General features: G+C 29.1%; 16 protein-coding genes. 1 reads left to right on the top strand and 15 read right to left on the bottom strand.

Annotation, left to right across the window (positions count from 1 at the left end; all coding sequences use genetic code 11):
- Positions 1–175: 175 nt before the first annotated feature.
- The 15 genes from psyc5s11_RS01290 to cdaA form a co-directional block, all read right to left on the bottom strand.
- Positions 176–1,849 carry an ABC transporter substrate-binding protein gene (locus psyc5s11_RS01290; RefSeq protein ID WP_224035866.1) on the bottom strand — a complete coding sequence of 558 codons (1,674 nt, stop codon included), beginning with the start codon at positions 1,847–1,849 and terminating at the stop codon, positions 176–178.
- Positions 1,850–1,903: 54 nt separating this feature from the next.
- Entirely contained in the window at positions 1,904–2,782 is an 879-nt protein-coding gene (locus psyc5s11_RS01285) for a carbohydrate ABC transporter permease (RefSeq protein WP_224035865.1), read from the bottom strand.
- A 44-nt stretch (positions 2,783–2,826) separates the two neighbouring features.
- Complete coding sequence (locus psyc5s11_RS01280) at positions 2,827–3,792, bottom strand: ABC transporter permease (protein ID WP_375541980.1); 966 nt, start codon at positions 3,790–3,792, stop codon at positions 2,827–2,829.
- A gap of 290 nt (positions 3,793–4,082) precedes the next feature.
- Entirely contained in the window at positions 4,083–4,772 is a 690-nt protein-coding gene (locus psyc5s11_RS01275; RefSeq protein ID WP_224035864.1) for a YesL family protein, read from the bottom strand.
- A gap of 142 nt (positions 4,773–4,914) precedes the next feature.
- Complete coding sequence (gene glmM, locus psyc5s11_RS01270; protein ID WP_224035863.1) at positions 4,915–6,261, bottom strand: phosphoglucosamine mutase; 1,347 nt, start codon at positions 6,259–6,261, stop codon at positions 4,915–4,917.
- A 222-nt stretch (positions 6,262–6,483) separates the two neighbouring features.
- Complete coding sequence (locus psyc5s11_RS01265; protein WP_224035862.1) at positions 6,484–6,786, bottom strand: YerC/YecD family TrpR-related protein; 303 nt, start codon at positions 6,784–6,786, stop codon at positions 6,484–6,486.
- Between the two features lie 162 nt (positions 6,787–6,948).
- Positions 6,949–7,776 carry an AIM24 family protein gene (locus tag psyc5s11_RS01260; RefSeq protein WP_224035861.1) on the bottom strand — a complete coding sequence of 276 codons (828 nt, stop codon included), beginning with the start codon at positions 7,774–7,776 and terminating at the stop codon, positions 6,949–6,951.
- A gap of 117 nt (positions 7,777–7,893) precedes the next feature.
- Positions 7,894–8,715 carry a 2-amino-4-hydroxy-6-hydroxymethyldihydropteridine diphosphokinase gene (folK, locus tag psyc5s11_RS01255; protein ID WP_224035860.1) on the bottom strand — a complete coding sequence of 274 codons (822 nt, stop codon included), beginning with the start codon at positions 8,713–8,715 and terminating at the stop codon, positions 7,894–7,896.
- Between the two features lie 12 nt (positions 8,716–8,727).
- Positions 8,728–9,537, bottom strand: a complete 810-nt coding sequence (folP, locus tag psyc5s11_RS01250) for a dihydropteroate synthase (protein ID WP_224035859.1) — start codon at positions 9,535–9,537, stop codon at positions 8,728–8,730.
- A 15-nt stretch (positions 9,538–9,552) separates the two neighbouring features.
- Positions 9,553–10,026: an HD domain-containing protein gene (locus tag psyc5s11_RS01245; RefSeq protein WP_224035858.1), complete on the bottom strand. Its 474-nt coding sequence runs from the start codon at positions 10,024–10,026 to the stop codon at positions 9,553–9,555.
- Positions 10,027–10,232: 206 nt separating this feature from the next.
- Entirely contained in the window at positions 10,233–11,300 is a 1,068-nt protein-coding gene (gene buk, locus psyc5s11_RS01240; RefSeq protein ID WP_224035857.1) for a butyrate kinase, read from the bottom strand.
- A gap of 108 nt (positions 11,301–11,408) precedes the next feature.
- Complete coding sequence (gene ptb / locus psyc5s11_RS01235) at positions 11,409–12,314, bottom strand: phosphate butyryltransferase (protein ID WP_224035856.1); 906 nt, start codon at positions 12,312–12,314, stop codon at positions 11,409–11,411.
- Positions 12,315–12,589: 275 nt separating this feature from the next.
- A complete protein-coding gene (locus psyc5s11_RS01230; protein ID WP_224035855.1) occupies positions 12,590–14,185 on the bottom strand; it encodes an NAD(P)/FAD-dependent oxidoreductase in 1,596 nt (531 codons plus the stop codon).
- 149 nt (positions 14,186–14,334) lie between these two features.
- Complete coding sequence (locus tag psyc5s11_RS01225; protein ID WP_224035854.1) at positions 14,335–15,555, bottom strand: CdaR family protein; 1,221 nt, start codon at positions 15,553–15,555, stop codon at positions 14,335–14,337.
- Complete coding sequence (gene cdaA, locus psyc5s11_RS01220; RefSeq protein ID WP_224038106.1) at positions 15,528–16,379, bottom strand: diadenylate cyclase CdaA; 852 nt, start codon at positions 16,377–16,379, stop codon at positions 15,528–15,530. The genes psyc5s11_RS01225 and cdaA overlap by 28 nt, the downstream gene beginning before the upstream one ends.
- A gap of 251 nt (positions 16,380–16,630) precedes the next feature.
- On the opposite strand from cdaA, the gene psyc5s11_RS01215 reads away from it, so the two are divergent.
- Positions 16,631–17,239 (top strand): cell wall hydrolase, encoded by a 609-nt coding sequence (locus psyc5s11_RS01215; protein WP_224035853.1) that lies wholly within the window; start codon positions 16,631–16,633, stop codon positions 17,237–17,239.
- Positions 17,240–17,279 lie beyond the last annotated feature (40 nt).

Raw genomic sequence — 17,279 nt, 5'->3', positions numbered from 1 at the left:
GAATTAAGCCCTACTTTTTACTTTAGTAAAACAAATGTTACTATTCTATACTTTATAATTCATAAAGAAATAGAGGATAATCTTTTTATAGATTGTCCTCTATCTCAATTTTTCATAACTTCACATTATTATTTTGAAACAACCTTGAATTTTCGTACTATTTTAAATTTGATTACTAACTCCAAAGCTTAATTTTTTCTTCTGTTAATTTACTCATTCCATCATTAACTTTGTCAATACCCATAGCATTAAGATCTTGTTGAATCTTATCCCATGCTCCATCAAAATCTGCTTCTTTTCCAAGTACTGCTTGTGTTGCAGATTTTTGAATATAATCATCAGCCTTCTTTTGAATTATAGCCATATCACTATCACTTGGAACATTAAATTGCCATGCTTGACCATGTTTAGATTGTTGACCTAAATCTTTTGATGATGGGAAGAAATCTACAAATGATTTTTTACCATATCCAGCTAATGTGTCTTTTTCACCCTTATTGTAATTTGAAACATATATATCTAGAGTATTCATTGAATATGAATTTCCTGTTGCGTCCACAGCTCCATCACCTCTTTGAGGGAATGGATATATATATTGACCAATACCTGTTTTCTTTTTGAAATCTTTATCGCTGTTTCTTTGTTTTTGAACTTCTGGTAACATAACTCTCTTACCATTTTCAACTTTATAATGCTTTCCTTCGATTCCCCAGTTTACTAATACTTGAGCCTCATCTGATGCCATCCAATTTAAGAACTCAAATGCTCTATCTTTATTCTTACTTGTTGAAGAAACTCCAATTCCATGACCACCACTATAACCATAATCCTTAAATGATTGATCTTTACACTTATCATTTACTGTAACTGAAAGTGGTGCAAATGTCCTTTCATCCATTCCAGCGCCAACTAATGTTTTAGTTGATTGATCATAATCCCATTTAGCATCTGAAATACCTAATACATTTCCTTGTGCTAATTTTGCACGATATGCATCTTCTTTTTGAGTAAATGATTCTGAATCTAATAATCCTTCTGCATTCATATGATTTAACCATTTAAAGTATTCTTTTACTTCTGGTAATTGGAACTTATAAGTAGCTTTTTTAGTTTCATCATCTATTTTAAACTGTCCATCATCAGGAATTCCTGCAACTGCACCTGATATATTTCCACAAGTTATTAACCATCTCCAGTCACTTGCCATTAATGTCATTCCTATAGTTTTCTTGCCATTGATTTCTGGGTATTTTGCTTTATAATCTTTTACAGCCTTTTCATAATCTTGTAATGTCTTTATTTCTGGATATCCTAATTCTTTTAGAACTGCATGTTGTAATTGCATTACTCCACTTGGATCAAATATTTCTGTATGAACACCATATGCTCCAACAGTATATATTGATGGATCCTCTGTGCTATATTTTAATCTCTTTAATTGGTCTCCATATAATGCCTTTAGTTTATCACCTTTCTTTTCAATATAATCATCTAGCTTAATAATAGCTCCTGCATCTACTAATTTTCCTGTATCACCTTTACCGTAAATTAAATCTGGATAATCTCCACTTGCTATCATTAATGGAATAGCTTGTTCATCTCCTGCTACTGGATGGGTTATTTTTAATGTTACGCCTGTAAGTTCTGTTATCTTTTTAGCAACTTCATCATCAAAAGGCATATCCTCTGTTGCATCTTTAGTAAAGAATGTTAATGTTACTGGAGCTTTATCCGTTTTTGAACTTGTTTCAACAGTATCTCCGCTTTTATTACTACTTCCACAACCTGTAAGCAAAGCTGCTACTAAAGTAAATGAAAGCATTACTGATAAAATTCTACATTTTTTCATAAATTACCCCTCTTTTCTTATTATATATAATCTATATTATTTTATATAATATTGTTAACTTTTAACTGCTCCTAAGGTCATTCCTGTAACAAAATACTTTTGTACAAATGGATACACAAGTAATATTGGACCTGTTGCAACCATTGTTATTGCCATCTTTATTGATTCGGGATTAACAGCAGCTGCTTGCAATACTGGATTATTGGGATCTACCTTTGAGCTTCCATTTGCAGTACTCATAACCTTCATAAGTTCATATTGAAGTGTTGTTAACCCATCACTTTGTCTTGCATAAAGATAAGTATCGAACCAGCTGTTCCATTGACCAACTGCTATAAAAAGTGCTACTGTTGCAATTACTGGAAGACATAATGGTAGTACTATTTTTGTAAATATTACAAACTCATTTGCGCCATCTATCATAGCAGACTCATTTAGTGCTGGTGGTAATCCATCTATAAATGATCTAAGAACAATTACATTAAATGCACTAATTAAACCTGGTATTATATATACAGCAAAGTTATTAATTAATCCCAAATTTTTTATTAACATATACTCAGGAATTAATCCTCCACTTATATACATTGTCAAAATAAATAATATGGTAACAAACTTATTAAATACATATTCTCTTCTACTTAATACAAAAGCTACCATTGCGCTAGCTAAAACTCCTGTAGCAGTCCCTATTACTGTTCTAAGTACTGATATTAAAAGTCCTTGTGGCAGCTTACTGCTTCCTTCAAATATTTCTTTATAATTTTGTAATGTAAATTCTCTTGGCCATATATGAATTCCACCTTTTACAGTATCTGATGCATCATTTAATGAAATGGTTAGTACATTTAGAAATGGATATATTGTTACTATTGCAATAATTATCATAACAATAGCTAATACTATATCAAACGTTTTAAGCTTTTTCCTCATTAGACATCCTCCTCAAATGAAATTTAGTCAGTTATAACTACATTTTACATTAAACTGCCTTCACCTGCTTTTTTAGCTAATTTATTTGCAGCAAACAGTAAAATAATACTAACAACAGATCTAAATATACCTATAGCAGTACCAAATGAATATCTAAACATTCCTATACCATAATCTAATGCATATTTATCTATTACTAAAGACTTATCAGCAACTATTGGATTTCCAAGCAACATTTGCTTTTCAAAACCTATATTTAATAAATTTCCTATACTCATTATTAATAGAACTATTATTGTTGGTTTTATTGAAGGTAATGTTATACTGATTATTTGTGTTATTCTTCCTGCGCCATCAACTTTTGCAGCATCATATAATTCTGGATCTATAGCTGTTATTGCTGCTAAATATATTATAGCATTCCATCCCATTTCTTTCCAAATATCTCCTGTCGTAACTATTCCCCAAAAGAGGCTTGGATTTGACATAAAGCTTATTGGATTACTTATTAAATGAAACTTAATAAGTAATTCATTAACAATTCCACTTGGTGCAAGCATACTTGTTATTATACTTGCTGCTACTACCCATGATATAAAATGTGGTAAATATGATATAGTTTGTACGCTCTTTTTGAATCTTATATTTTTTAATTCATTTAATAATAAAGCAAAGCCAATTGCACACATTGTTCCAAACACTAAACTTAACAATCCCATAGCAAGAGTATTTTGTAATGATTGATAAAATTGTGGCTCTGTAAATAATACCTTAAAATGTTTTAACCCTACCCATGTTTGATTTAAAAATGTCTTTCCTGGTTTATAATCCTGAAATGCCATTGTCCATCCGACTAATGGTATATATTTGAATACAATTATCCAAATAGCAAAAGGCAATGACATAAATATTAAGAACCTTTGTTTCTTCATTAATTTCCACGAAATCTTCTTTTCTTTTTTCTTATTACTTTTAATTGCCTTTCCTGTATCAATTGCTGGAACTTGCATCTATGTACCTCCTTATTTATTTCCTTTCAATATAATAATCTTAATATTTATTTTGAGTTTCAACTACCTATAAAAATGTATATGTTTTCATATAAAAATTAGAGTTATTTTTATAAATCATGATAAAACATAACAATTATAAAAAATAATTACACTATTTTTTATACAAGTCTGAAATACGTAATTACCAATGTACTCGAAAAAATAGAGGATAACCACATACGTGTAATTTTTGAAATCACAACACGTGGTTATCCTCTATCCCTAATGCAAAAAATTACTTATTGCCCTTAGATATTTTTATACTTTTCTTTTATTTCTTCTTCTAATTCGTCAATAATATTTTTTTCCATTCTCATTATTAAGTAACCTATTATACTTACGCCAAACAAAACTCCTACTAATGATAATCTTGTAATTCGCACAAGTCCTAATACTATAATAATTATTGATATACAACTTAAGCTTATGTATATTTTTTTAATTAGTAATTTTATTGAAATCTTAAATAAATGTACTATCTTTATGTTATATCTAGATATAATTGGATAAATATAAATACTTAACATAATTATCAAAGCTAATAAAGCCAAAAATATATATGAAAAATATTTATTCCCCTTGGAACTAAAATAATTCATATCAAAATATGTTATACTAATCAAAATATTTAATATTATTCCTACTAACAAACTCTGCAAGAAATTCATTTTATAAAAATGAAAAAAATCTTTTGTTGGTGCTATGTCACCTTCTCTAACAAGCTTGCCCATTATTGAGAAAAGTGCAGTTAAAGCTGGTCCTACTAGTATTGAAAGTAATAGCAATATTGACATTGAAATATTACCTTCAAATATATAAATATAAATAATAATTGGTGATATCATTACCAAAAACCATAAATTAGTTATAAAGAAGTTCGTTATATAGTTTGTAATAGCATATACCTTATTGTTAAGTATATCATTCTTATCTTTCATCTAATGCTGTCTCCTATCTTTTAAGGTATAGTTTAGAGGAACCCTATTTTTCAATAGAATTCCTCTTTTATCTTCTATAAGGCATGATTTAAACATTATTTTTTTCATATGCCTAATATATATTAACCAATAAACTAGCCTATTAGTTATATTTTTTTTCAATTAAATCTGCTAAATTATGAGCCATCTTATCTATTTCTGCTTGATCTTCACCTTCAAGCATAACTCTAACTAATGGTTCCGTTCCAGAAGGTCTTATAAGAACTCTTCCAACACCATTTAAGGCTTCTTCTATTTTCTTTATTTCACCTTGTATTTCATCATCTGTTAAATATAAATCTTTTTTGTCATTTGGAATTGTTGCATTAGCTAATACTTGTGGAAGATCTTTCATTATTGAACATAATTCAGATAGTGGAGTTTCCTTCTTTTTAACTATACCTGTAATTTGAAGTGCTGTAACCAATCCATCTCCAGTTGAATTATAATCTAAGAATATAACATGACCTGATTGTTCTCCACCTAAAACATATTTTTCTTTAACCATTTCTTCTAGAACATATCTATCTCCAACATTAGTTTTTACAAGATTAATTCCTTCCTTTTTACATGCAATATCTAATCCAAGATTACTCATTACAGTTACAACTAAAGTATTATCTTTTAGTTTTCCAATGTCTTTTAAATACTTTGCACATAACATTAATATAAAGTCACCATTTATTAAATTACCTTTTTCATCAATAGCTAAACATCTATCTGCATCTCCATCAAATGCAAACCCTAAATCGCAGCCTTTTCTAACTACATATTCCATTAATTCTTCTGGATGTGTTGATCCACAGTTTTCATTTATATTTGTTCCATCTGGATTATCATTAATTACAAATACATCTGCACCTAATTCTCTAAATGCTTTTACTGATGACTTATACGAAGCTCCATTTGCACAATCTAATGCTACTTTTAATCCCTTTAAACTATAAGGTATTGTACTTTCAGCAAATTCTATATAATCATCTAATGCTGATACTTCAATTGTTTCTCTTCCTAGTTCTGTACCAATTGGACTTGGTACTCCTTGAAAATCATTTTCAATAACATTTTGAATGTCATCTTCTAATTCGTCTGAAAGCTTGTATCCTTTATCATTAAAAAACTTAATCCCATTATATTCCACCGGATTATGTGATGCAGAGATCATAACACCTGCATCAGCTCCATATTTTCTTGTTAAATATGCAACAGCTGGTGTTGGTACTACTCCAAGTACTACTGCCTCGGCTCCAACTGATAATATTCCCGCTATTAATGCTGATTCCAACATATCTCCTGATATTCTTGTGTCTTTTGCAACTAATATCTTAGGCTTATGCGCTCCTTCTGTTAATACATATGCTCCTGATCTCCCAAGATCATATGCAGTTCTTGCCGTTAATTCTGTATTTGCAATGCCTCTAACTCCATCAGTTCCAAACATTCTATCCATAATTTTACCTCACTTTTTTATTCTGTTATAGTTACTTAATTACTATAGTATTTTTAATCACCTATAAAAGCCACTGTTATTTGTAGCTTTTACATACGTTTCATCTTAAATAGTATAATATTTTTTATAACTATTTACAATCTTCTGTTTTTATTAAAAAACCACTATTTCTAAAATTATCATATTTGAATTCAGTATTTTAAAATCAGTGTTTACATTGATCTATTTTTTATTTTCTAACCTTTCTAATATCAAACTGTATCCATCACTTCCATAATTCAAACATCTATTAATTCTGCTTATAGTTGCTGTACTCGCACCTGTTATTTCAGCTATTTCTGAGTAAGTCTTTTTATGTTTAAGTAGATTTGCCACATGTAATCTTTGAGCTAATGATTTAACTTCATTTATAGTTGCTACATCTTCAAAAAATTTATAGCATTCATCTATATCATTAAGCTCTAAAATTGCTTTAAAGAACAAATCTAATTCTTTGCTTTTAATTTTTGATTCTAAAGAACTCACTTTATCACCTCATTGCCTAATTATTTAAGTACCTAAAAGAAACTAACAATCCAAGGATATTCCGTATCTTTAATTATATCCATCTGTAGCTTACTTTACAAATTTAATATAACAAAGTGTTAAATATATTTATTCTCTTATATATCCTCAAGTAGAAATCAATTATCTATCCTGTTCAAACTGTAACTTATTTATTTCACTTGCTCCACTCATTTTCAACTCTTTATATACATTTTTTGTTGGTATAAGCCACACTTCACCTGTACCTCTATATACATTAACCAGTCCTTCTCCATTAATTGCTGTACCTATAATGGATTTAGATGATTTTTCTACGGAAAATTCAATATTTCCTGTTCTTAAAATTGCAAAATTTCCATCTACCTTCAATGTATCATTAATTAATATGCACTTGAATATTTCACTTTCTGGAACCGGAACCTTAAGTGCAACAATTCCATTTCCTTCTATTCTAGTTTGATACAAACCTTCATTCCCTAAAAACGTAGATGAAATATTCTTTTGCATTGCTGCATTAACATCTATGTCTTCTTCACATGCATAAAACATATTATCACTTACTATAATTTCATCATCTTCTAATTCAATCAATGCAAAGTGTCCAAAAGAGGGTTCTAAAAATATTTCTCCAGTCCCACTATACGTAGGTTTAAATGCTGTTTCTCCAGTCAATTTGCTTGATATGATTTTTTTTCCAAAACCTATTAATCCACCTGACTTATTCTTTACTTCGATATTACCCTTCATATAACTTAAAGAGCCCGGTTCAAGTTTCACTGAACTATCCTCTAACATTATTCTGATTTGTTTTAGCTTTATTCCACTTTGCCTAATTATATTAAGCCCAAAAGCCGTTTCAACATCAGTAGCTCCATCTAAATTCTCATACTCTAATATTTGAAACTTAGATTCACACTCCATTTCAGATAACATATTTAATTTATTCGTAAATTTTAGTGAACTTCTCATAAATACTCCTACCTTAACAACTTATTTTATCATGTTTAAAATTATAATCTTTTCTTCTACACTCTATGCTATTTATCATTTGTAAGGCTTAATATGTTATATTTTTCTAAATGCAATTTAATTATTTGAGTTAATTTCATCTAACAAAGTAAATACTCTCTTATGTATTACAGGATGCATAAGATACGGTGCTATTTCATTTAATGATTTTAATACAAATTCTCTTTCATGCATTCTTGGATGTGGGAGAATGACTTTTTCATTAGAAGAAATTAAATCATCATACATGATTATATCTAAATCAATAGTTCTAGAACCCCATTTTATTGTTCTTTCCCTATCTAATTCTGCCTCAATTTTAAGCAACAAATCCATTAGTTCCTCTGGTTCTAATATTGTTTCTATTTCTACCACTGCATTTAAGAAGTCTTCTTGCTCTAAATACCCCCATGGCTTTGTTGTAATAAATGAAGACTGTTTCCCTATTTCGATATCTTTTTCTATTGATATTTTATTTATTGCCTCTTTTAAATACTTTTCCTTGTCTCCAATATTAGAGCCTAGACCTATATATGCTTTATGTCGTCTTCTCTCAACCATTATTTCTACAGTATCTAAATGCTTTTTCACTGGTGCCCAAGGTTTTTTCAAGAATACTTTAACCCCATTTATCATCTTATATTCATTAATAATAAATTCTGCTAAATTTAAAGCTACAGTTTCTATAAGTTCATAGCTTTCTCTTACAAATTCTTTATCTACCTTTTCACACAGTTCACCATAATGTACTGACTTTGTTAAATCTCCAGTTTTTCCAGCTGCCTTTAAATCCAAATCTAATTCTAAAGACAATATGAATTTTTGTCCTAGCCTTTTTTCTTCTTCAAAAACCCCATGGAAACCAAATAACTCCAACTCTTTTATATACATCTTATCCAAAATTCATCCACCCTATCTTCTTACAATTGCATCAGTCATCTTTGCAGCTCTTGCATTTTCTAATACATCATGAACTCTTACAAAATCACAAGCATCTTTCATTATTCCAACAACTGTTGTAGCAACAGTTCCTTCTACTCGTTCTTCTACTGGCAAATCCAAAGTAAATCCTATCATACGCTTTCTTGATGTACCTAATAGTACTGGATAACCAAGTTCCTTAAGTCGTTCTAACTTATTCATAGTTTCTAAATTTTGCTCATGACTTTTAGCAAAGCCTATACCTGGATCTAATATTATATTTTCATCTTTTACTCCAGCTTCTTTGGCTATCTTTATGCTTTCACTTAGATCATCTAATATATCTTCTATTAAATTCTTATAATCTTCATTATCTCTATTATGCATTAAACAACAAGGTACATTATATTTTGCTGCAACCTTTGCCATATCTCTTTCTTTTTTAAATCCCCATATATCATTAATAAGATCAGCTCCAGCTTCTAATGCTTTTTCAGCAACCTTTGCTTTATATGTATCTATCGATATAGGAATATCAAAATTTTCTTTTATAGCTTTTATTATAGGAACAACTCTACCTATTTCTTCTTCATCACTTATTAATGTATAACCTGGTCTTGTAGACTCTCCCCCTACATCTATTATGTCAACGCCATCATCAATCATCTTTTTCACATGTTCTATAGCCACATCTATATCATTAAATATTCCACCATCAGAAAAAGAATCTGGAGTGAAATTCAAAATCCCCATAATATATGTTCTTTCTCCAATTTTAAATTCTTTATTTCCTATTTTCATTATAGCCAAAACCTCCTAATAATATATTTTAAAATTTTTCTTTTCATCGCTCCAGTTACATTCATTTTTAGCATTACAAGTAATGCATAGCCTAGAGAGTTTGTCAGCCCTATATATTAGCGCTGAAAATCCTTCACTTGATTTCTCTCTGTGTCCTAATATTCCTTGCTTTATAACTTCAATTTCTTCTTCATTAAATTTATATTTCTCTAAAAAGTCTTTTCCAATCTCAAAGGAAGCTATTTCATGTGGTGTCCCATTTTCATATTGAAAGGATTTACCTATATCATGTAAAATTGCAGTTGTATATATAATTTCTTTTTCAAATGATAAATTTTCTTCTAAATTTATCATTTGAGCAATTCTTGCAACATCTAAGAAGTGTTTTAAATTATGTTTGCAAAACTTTCTGCCCTTTTCAAAGTTCTTATTTCTTTTCAAATAATCTATATATTTTTCATCATTTAAAATACAATTAAATCTATCCATAACTTACCCCAATTACTTTTTCTATTCACTAAATTATCTCTAGTTATACTTTTAATAAAATATTAATACGATTATTATATCATTTGCTTGTAGTTTACGGATATAATAAGCATCACTTTTTTATTTTATTTAATTAATAATCTTAAGAAAAAAAATAACATCTTGAAATTATTTAAAATAATTCCAAGATGTTATGTTATTTTTTATTAATATACTTTAGCTTCTTCTTCACCATCAAGTACCCTTATAGCACCTTGAGCTAAAGCTAATAATTCATCTTCTCCTGGATAAACTGTAACTGGAGCTATCCATTGAACTTTTTCTTTAAGATCTGGAACAAGTGTTGGAGAATATGCAATTCCTCCAGTAAATATAATTTGATCAATCTTTCCTTCTAATACTACTGACATTTCTCCAATTGATTTTGCAATTTGATAAACAAATGCTTTATATACTGCTTCACATTCTTTATCTCCTGCTTCCATCTTGTCTATAACACCTTTTACATCATTTGTATCTAGGTATCCAACAAATCCACCTTTTCCAACTGTCTTAACATATACTTCTGATTCACTATATTTTCCACTGAAACACATTTTAATTAAATCACCAATTGGAACTGATCCAGCTCTTTCTGGTGAAAATGGACCATCTCCATCTAATGCATTGTTTACATCAACAACTTTTCCATGATTATGAGCTCCAACAGAAACTCCTCCACCCATATGTACCACTACAAGATTTAAATTTTCATATCCTTTTCCACTTTCTTTTCCATATCTCTTAGCTACTGCTTTTTGGTTTAAAGCATGGAATTTACTCTTTCTTGGAAGTTCTGGTACTCCTGATAATCTAGCAACATCAGCTAATTCATCTGTAACAACTGGATCTACTATAAACGAAGGTACATTTAATTCGTCTCCAATTGATTTTGCAATTATTCCACCAAGATTTGAAGCATGAGGTCCTTGAACTCCAATTTTCAAATCTTCTACCATTGCATCATTAACTGCATATGTTCCACCTTCTACTGGCTTAAGCATTCCACCTCTACCAACAACAGCACTTAAAGTCTTTATATCAAAATTCTTCTCTTTAAGAATGTTTAATATAAGTTCTTTTCTAAATCCAAATTGATCATATATTGTATCATATCTTTTTATCTCTTCATTTGTATGTCTTAATGTTTCTTCAAATAATTCTTTTTCATTTTCATAAACACCAATCTTTGTTGATGTTGAACCTGGATTAATAATTAATAACTTGTATGACATTTTCAATCCCCCTTAATTTATATAAACATTTAACAATGCGAAATATGAAAGAACCTATATACAGAAAATATTCATTCATTATTCATTGTTAATTATAATTGATTCTATTTATTTTTTTGCTGCAACTAATGCTGCAAGAGCAATTGAATTAACTTTTGTTTCAAAAGAATCTGCTCTTGAAGTTAAGATCACTGGCGCTGATGTACCCACTAAAAGTCCACCATTTTTTGATTTTGAGAAATATGTTAATGTTTTATACATTACATTTGCTGTTTCTATATTTGGTAATAACAATACATCTGCTTTACCTGCTACTGGTCCTGTAACTCCTTTATGATGAGCTGCTTCTTCTGATATTGCATTATCTAAAGCAAAAGGTCCATCAACTATACATCCCTTAAATTGTCCTCTATCACTCATTTTAGCTAATAATGCTGCATCAACTGTTGATGGCATACTTGTATTTACAACTTCAACTGGACATACAGATGCTACCTTAGGAACATCTATTCCACATGCGTGTGCAACTACAACTGCATTATTTATCATTCCAACTTTATCTTTAAGTTCTGGATATGTATTAAATGCTGCATCAGTTAAAAATAATAGTCTGTCTAAGTTTTCTATTTCAAAAACAGAAACATGTGACATTAATTTTCCTGTTCTAAGTCCAACTTCCTTGTTTAATACGCATCTTAAGAATGTAGCAGTATCTACTAATCCTTTCATTAGCATATCAGCATGACCACTTGAAACTAATTTTACTGCTTCTAAAGTAGCCTTCTTTGGATCTTTAATATCCATTATTTCATAACCTGATAAGTCTAAGTCTATTTTTTTTGCAATTTCTTGTATTAGTTGTTTATCTCCAACTAATATTGCTTCAGCAATATTATTTTCTGTAGCTTCCTTTATTGCTTCTAATACTGGTTCATCTTGCGCTACTGCTACTGCTACTTTCTTTGTTGGAACTCCCTTTAATATTGATACTAAATCTTCGAAGTTTTTACTCATTTTTTTTGCACCTCTTACTTTAATAATAAATTTTTTACTTTTACTTATAATTAATTTGATTATTTTGTTAAATTTATATCAATCCAAATTAAACTAATTTTATTTACATTTCTATTGTAACAAAAAATAATGCAAAATGTTAAATTTTCTGAAAACTTTTTTAATATTTAACTTATTTTTAATTTAATAGGCTAAAATAGCAGTTACTTCAACGAAATAACTGCTATCTTCTAACAAATTTAAATTTTAACATATTCTAAATTCTAAATAAGTTTCTACAAATGAAATTTTTCAATTATATGTTCTGCAACCTTTATTCCATCGACTGCTGCTGAAATTATTCCTCCTGCAAAGCCAGCGCCTTCTCCTGTTGGATAAAGTCCACATACATTTATACTTTCAAGAGTTTTGTCTCTATGAATTCTAACTGGTGCTGATGTTCTGCTTTCTATACCTGTTAAAACTGCATCTTCCCTTGCATATCCTTTTATTTTCTTATCAAAATTTTCAATTCCTTCTTTAAGTGCTTCTATAACATATTTAGGTAAACAATTCTTTAATTCTTTAAATTCATATCCTGCAGTATAGCTTGGAGTAACCTTTCCTAATTTAGTTGATGGTCTATCTTTCATAAAATCTCCAACTAATTGTACTGGTGCTTTATAATTGCCTCCACCTAGCTTGAATGCTAAATTTTCATAATACCTTTGAAATTCCATTCCTCGAAGTGGTGAATCTCCTTCAAAATCTTCTGGTGAAACAGTTACTACTAATGCTGAATTTGCATTTTCCAAATCCCGTGCATGATAACTCATTCCATTAGATACAAGTCTTCCCTTTTCTGAAGCAGCAGCAACTACTACGCCACCAGGGCACATACAAAATGAATACACACCTCTTTTTAATCTATCACTTTGATAAGTTAATCTATAGTCAGCAGCATGTAATTTAGGATGTTTATGATTATCTCCATATTGACTAATATTTATTAATTCTTGAGGATGCTCAATTCTTACTCCTATAGCAAATGCCTTAGCTTCCATAGAAACTTTTTCTTTATGTAACATCTCATATGTATCTCTTGAACTATGGCCTATAGCAAGCACTAATGCCATACATTGAATTTCTTCTTTATTAACAATTATACTTTTTAATTTACCCTCTTCATATACTATCTTCTCTAATTTAGACTTAAAATTGACTTCTCCACCAAGACTTTTAATCTCTTCTCTTATATTCTTAACTACACCCTTTAAAAGATCTGTTCCCACATGAGCCTTACTTTCATATTTAATTTCTTTTGGTGCTCCAGCTTTTATAAATTCATCTAATACAAATGTGCATCTGTGGTCTTTAATTCTTGTAGCTAACTTTCCATCAGAAAAGGTACCTGCTCCCCCTTCGCCAAATTGAACATTTGATTCAAGATTTAATTGTCCATCATTCCAAAACTTTTCCACAGTTTGTGTTCTATCATCCACATTTTCTCCGCGTTCATACACAATAGGTTTATACCCTTGCCTTGCTAAAATTAACGCAGCAAAAATTCCAGCAGGACCAAACCCCACTACTACAGGCCTAAATTTAAGTTCTTGTGTTCCATTTTTTATTAATTCAACTTCCTTAATTTCTTCAACTTTCACGTCTTTATCATGTATTTTAGAAAGTATTTTTTCTTCTTCATCACAAATTATATCAACACAATAATTGAATTTTATATCATTCTTTTTTCTTGCATCTATACTTTTCTTTATTATATTTAACTTATTAATATGTTCTTTAGATATATTTAATTTCTTGCATATTTTATTTTCTAAAATATTTAAATCCTCTTCTATACTTAAATTTATATTATTTATTCTTATAGCCAAAGCTTTTCACCTTATCCCTTCAAAATAACATTAGTTTATAATTTTATTTATATGATACTTATTATAACCAACATAAAATTAATTCAAACTAAGTCAGAAAAATTATATCACAAAATAGCCACAGCATTGACAATACTGTGACTATTTTATTAACTTTTCTTTTTAACTACTATATTAACACTATCAACATTTGATATTGTTACTTTGTCTGTATTAATAAGTGTCGCCTGTGGAGTGTAATTAGAAGTTCCTTCTTCTTTTACGTTAGCTAAATCTAATATAACATTTATATTTTGGGAGCTTATCTTATCTAATTCTGTTTGAGTTCCCGTTAATGTAACATTTATTGTTGAATTTGAAGAATCTAATGAAAATGCTTCATTCAAATTCTTATACTGTACATTGCATACTATTTTTTTTGTTGTGGTTTCCTCTTTTACTACTTTAAACTTAGCCTTAATAGTATTTTCTCCATTTTCAACTGAAATGCCTTTTGGCAAATTAAGTTTAACATCCATTTCACTCTCTGCTTGCAGAGATGACATATCCACAACTTCAGTATCTATTGCTTCTATTTTATCCAAATTTTGATTGTCTCCTAATATATTTATACTATTATTACTTAATTCATAACCTTCTAAGATAAATCCTTGTGGAACAGCTCCTTTAGTTTTTAAATTTATAGGTACAAACTTCCCATTTGTTATTGCAATTGATAATTTTGCTGTTTTACTATCTGACTTAATATTATCAACTTCATTCCCCAATGAATCCACAAATTTTATACCATATTCGCTTTCATTATTTTTATCTATATTTTTTTCTTCTCCAGTTAAAATAGCTTCACTAATTTTTTCAACAGAACTCTTTCCACCTGTTACTGTTATTGTTTTGGGACTTATTGTTTGTTCCTTTTCATAGATATGCTCTTTATAAGTAACTTTTACTTTTGATTTTATTGTAAAGTTCTTTTCAACTAATTCTTCCAAATTAACCTTTATTCCTAAAAAGCCATTATTTTTAACATCAATATTTTCAGGACAAGTTATTATTTGAACAGGTATGTTATTTTCTCCATTTTTCAATGCATAAGCCGACATGTCAGCAATAATCCTAAAATCTTCTTTTTTAACTTTTACCACTTCATTTGATGAACCTTCTAGTTTTAAATCCACTGTAAATTGTGGTTTATTTACAACTGCAAATTTCGAATTAGTTACGGAATCCTCATTTGTTAATTCTACTGGAATATTCTTTAATTCATATGTTCTAAGTGGATTTTCAACAGTTGATACATATAGCCATAAACCCAAAGACAACAGTACACAAATAACCTTAACAATTAACGTTCTGTTTTCACTTTTATCCATGACTTCACCTTCTCTCCTGCTGTTTTTACCTTTTTCTCATTTCTATTTTCTATTATTTTCATTAATATATTTCGTAATTTTTCTTTATCATAACCCCTTGTTATTCTTCCATTAACAGCTAATGATACAACACCTGTTTCCTCTGATACAATTATAATTAATGCATCCGATACTTCTGATAATCCTATTGCCGCTCTATGTCTAGTTCCTAACTTTTTATTAATTGTGTTATTATCAGTTAGCGGTAACACACAACCAGATGCTAAAATTCTATTATTTCGTATTATTGTTCCACCATCATGAAGTGGAGTATTCACCACAAATATATTTTCTAAAAGATTTGAGGTTACAGTTGCATCTAACACTGTACCAGCACCAATCAATTCGTTTAGCCCTGTACTTTGCTCTATTACAATTAATGCTCCAGTTTTACTGTCAGCTAAATTTTGAACTGCAATTGAAATTTCATTAATAGTTATATATAATTCCTCTTTATTTGCAGGATAGTGCTTATCATCAAAAGCACTTCTTCCTAAATGTTCTAAAGCCCTTCTAATTTCAGGTTGAAAAATTATAATTACTGTTAATACTCCAATAGTTAATGTTTTGTTTAATATAAAATATAACATATCTAATCTTAATAGATAACTAATTGGAATCAGTACTATAATAAATGCTATCCCTTTTAATAGCTGTTCAGCTCTTGTTTCTCTTATTAAAATATACCCTTTATAAAATATGTATGATACTACGAGTATATCCAATATAGACCATAATGACATATTAGAAAAACTGTTTACTAACATTGATAAAAGTTCACGCAAATTTCTCACCTCTTTTCTTCTCTTAATTAAAATTATACAACAAATACTATACTCTTAGATACAAAGACAATTATTATTTTCTTACTTTTTTATTATTTTTATTATAATTTTTTATTAATCTTAATTAATTCTGTTCATTATAGTTTAAATAGTTGGAAATCTTTATAAATAATTATAGAAATAAATAGTGTATATAATTACTTTCTTTGGTAATAATATTATTTGTTGCGCTATACCAAAGGAGGTTTTTTATGAAAAAGACATGTAGTATTTTTGTAACTGCTTTAATACTATATCTTTCCGTTATTAATATTAATCCAGCTTTTGCCGTAGCTTTAGATGAAGCTTGTAGTGAAACTAAAAATGTTTTATTAAATGTAACAATTAATGAAAATCATTTAAATACTAATATAGAATATGCTTCAAAATCCAATGAACAAAGTAATGAGGTCCTAGAAGTTTTTAATCATGCTACTCAGCAATTGTATATAACGGGTGAAGATATAGATTTAATGGCAAAACTTGTTTCTGCGGAAAGCATTGGTGAACCATATACCGGAAAGGTAGCTGTAGCTTCTGTTGTATTGAATCGTACTATTGATCCACATTTTCCAAATACTATACAGCAAGTTATATTCCAAAAAAATGCTTTTTCTTGTGTTAAAAATAGCCAAATAAATGCTACCCCAAATCAAGATTGTTATAATGCAGTATACGATGCAATTAAAGGTGCTGATCCAACAAACGATGCTTTGTTTTTCTATAATCCAACTATAGCAACATGTAATTGGATGAAAGAAACACACAAAATCAATCAAACGATTATAGGGCATCATACTTTCTTTAAAATAGACGATTAGTTTTAAATATTAATATAAAAAAACAGGGGTTATATCAAAA

It is taken from the genome of Clostridium gelidum, assembly GCF_019977655.1.
Taxonomy (GTDB): domain Bacteria; phylum Bacillota; class Clostridia; order Clostridiales; family Clostridiaceae; genus Clostridium; species Clostridium gelidum.
This window is presented reverse-complemented; position numbering and strand designations above follow the sequence as displayed.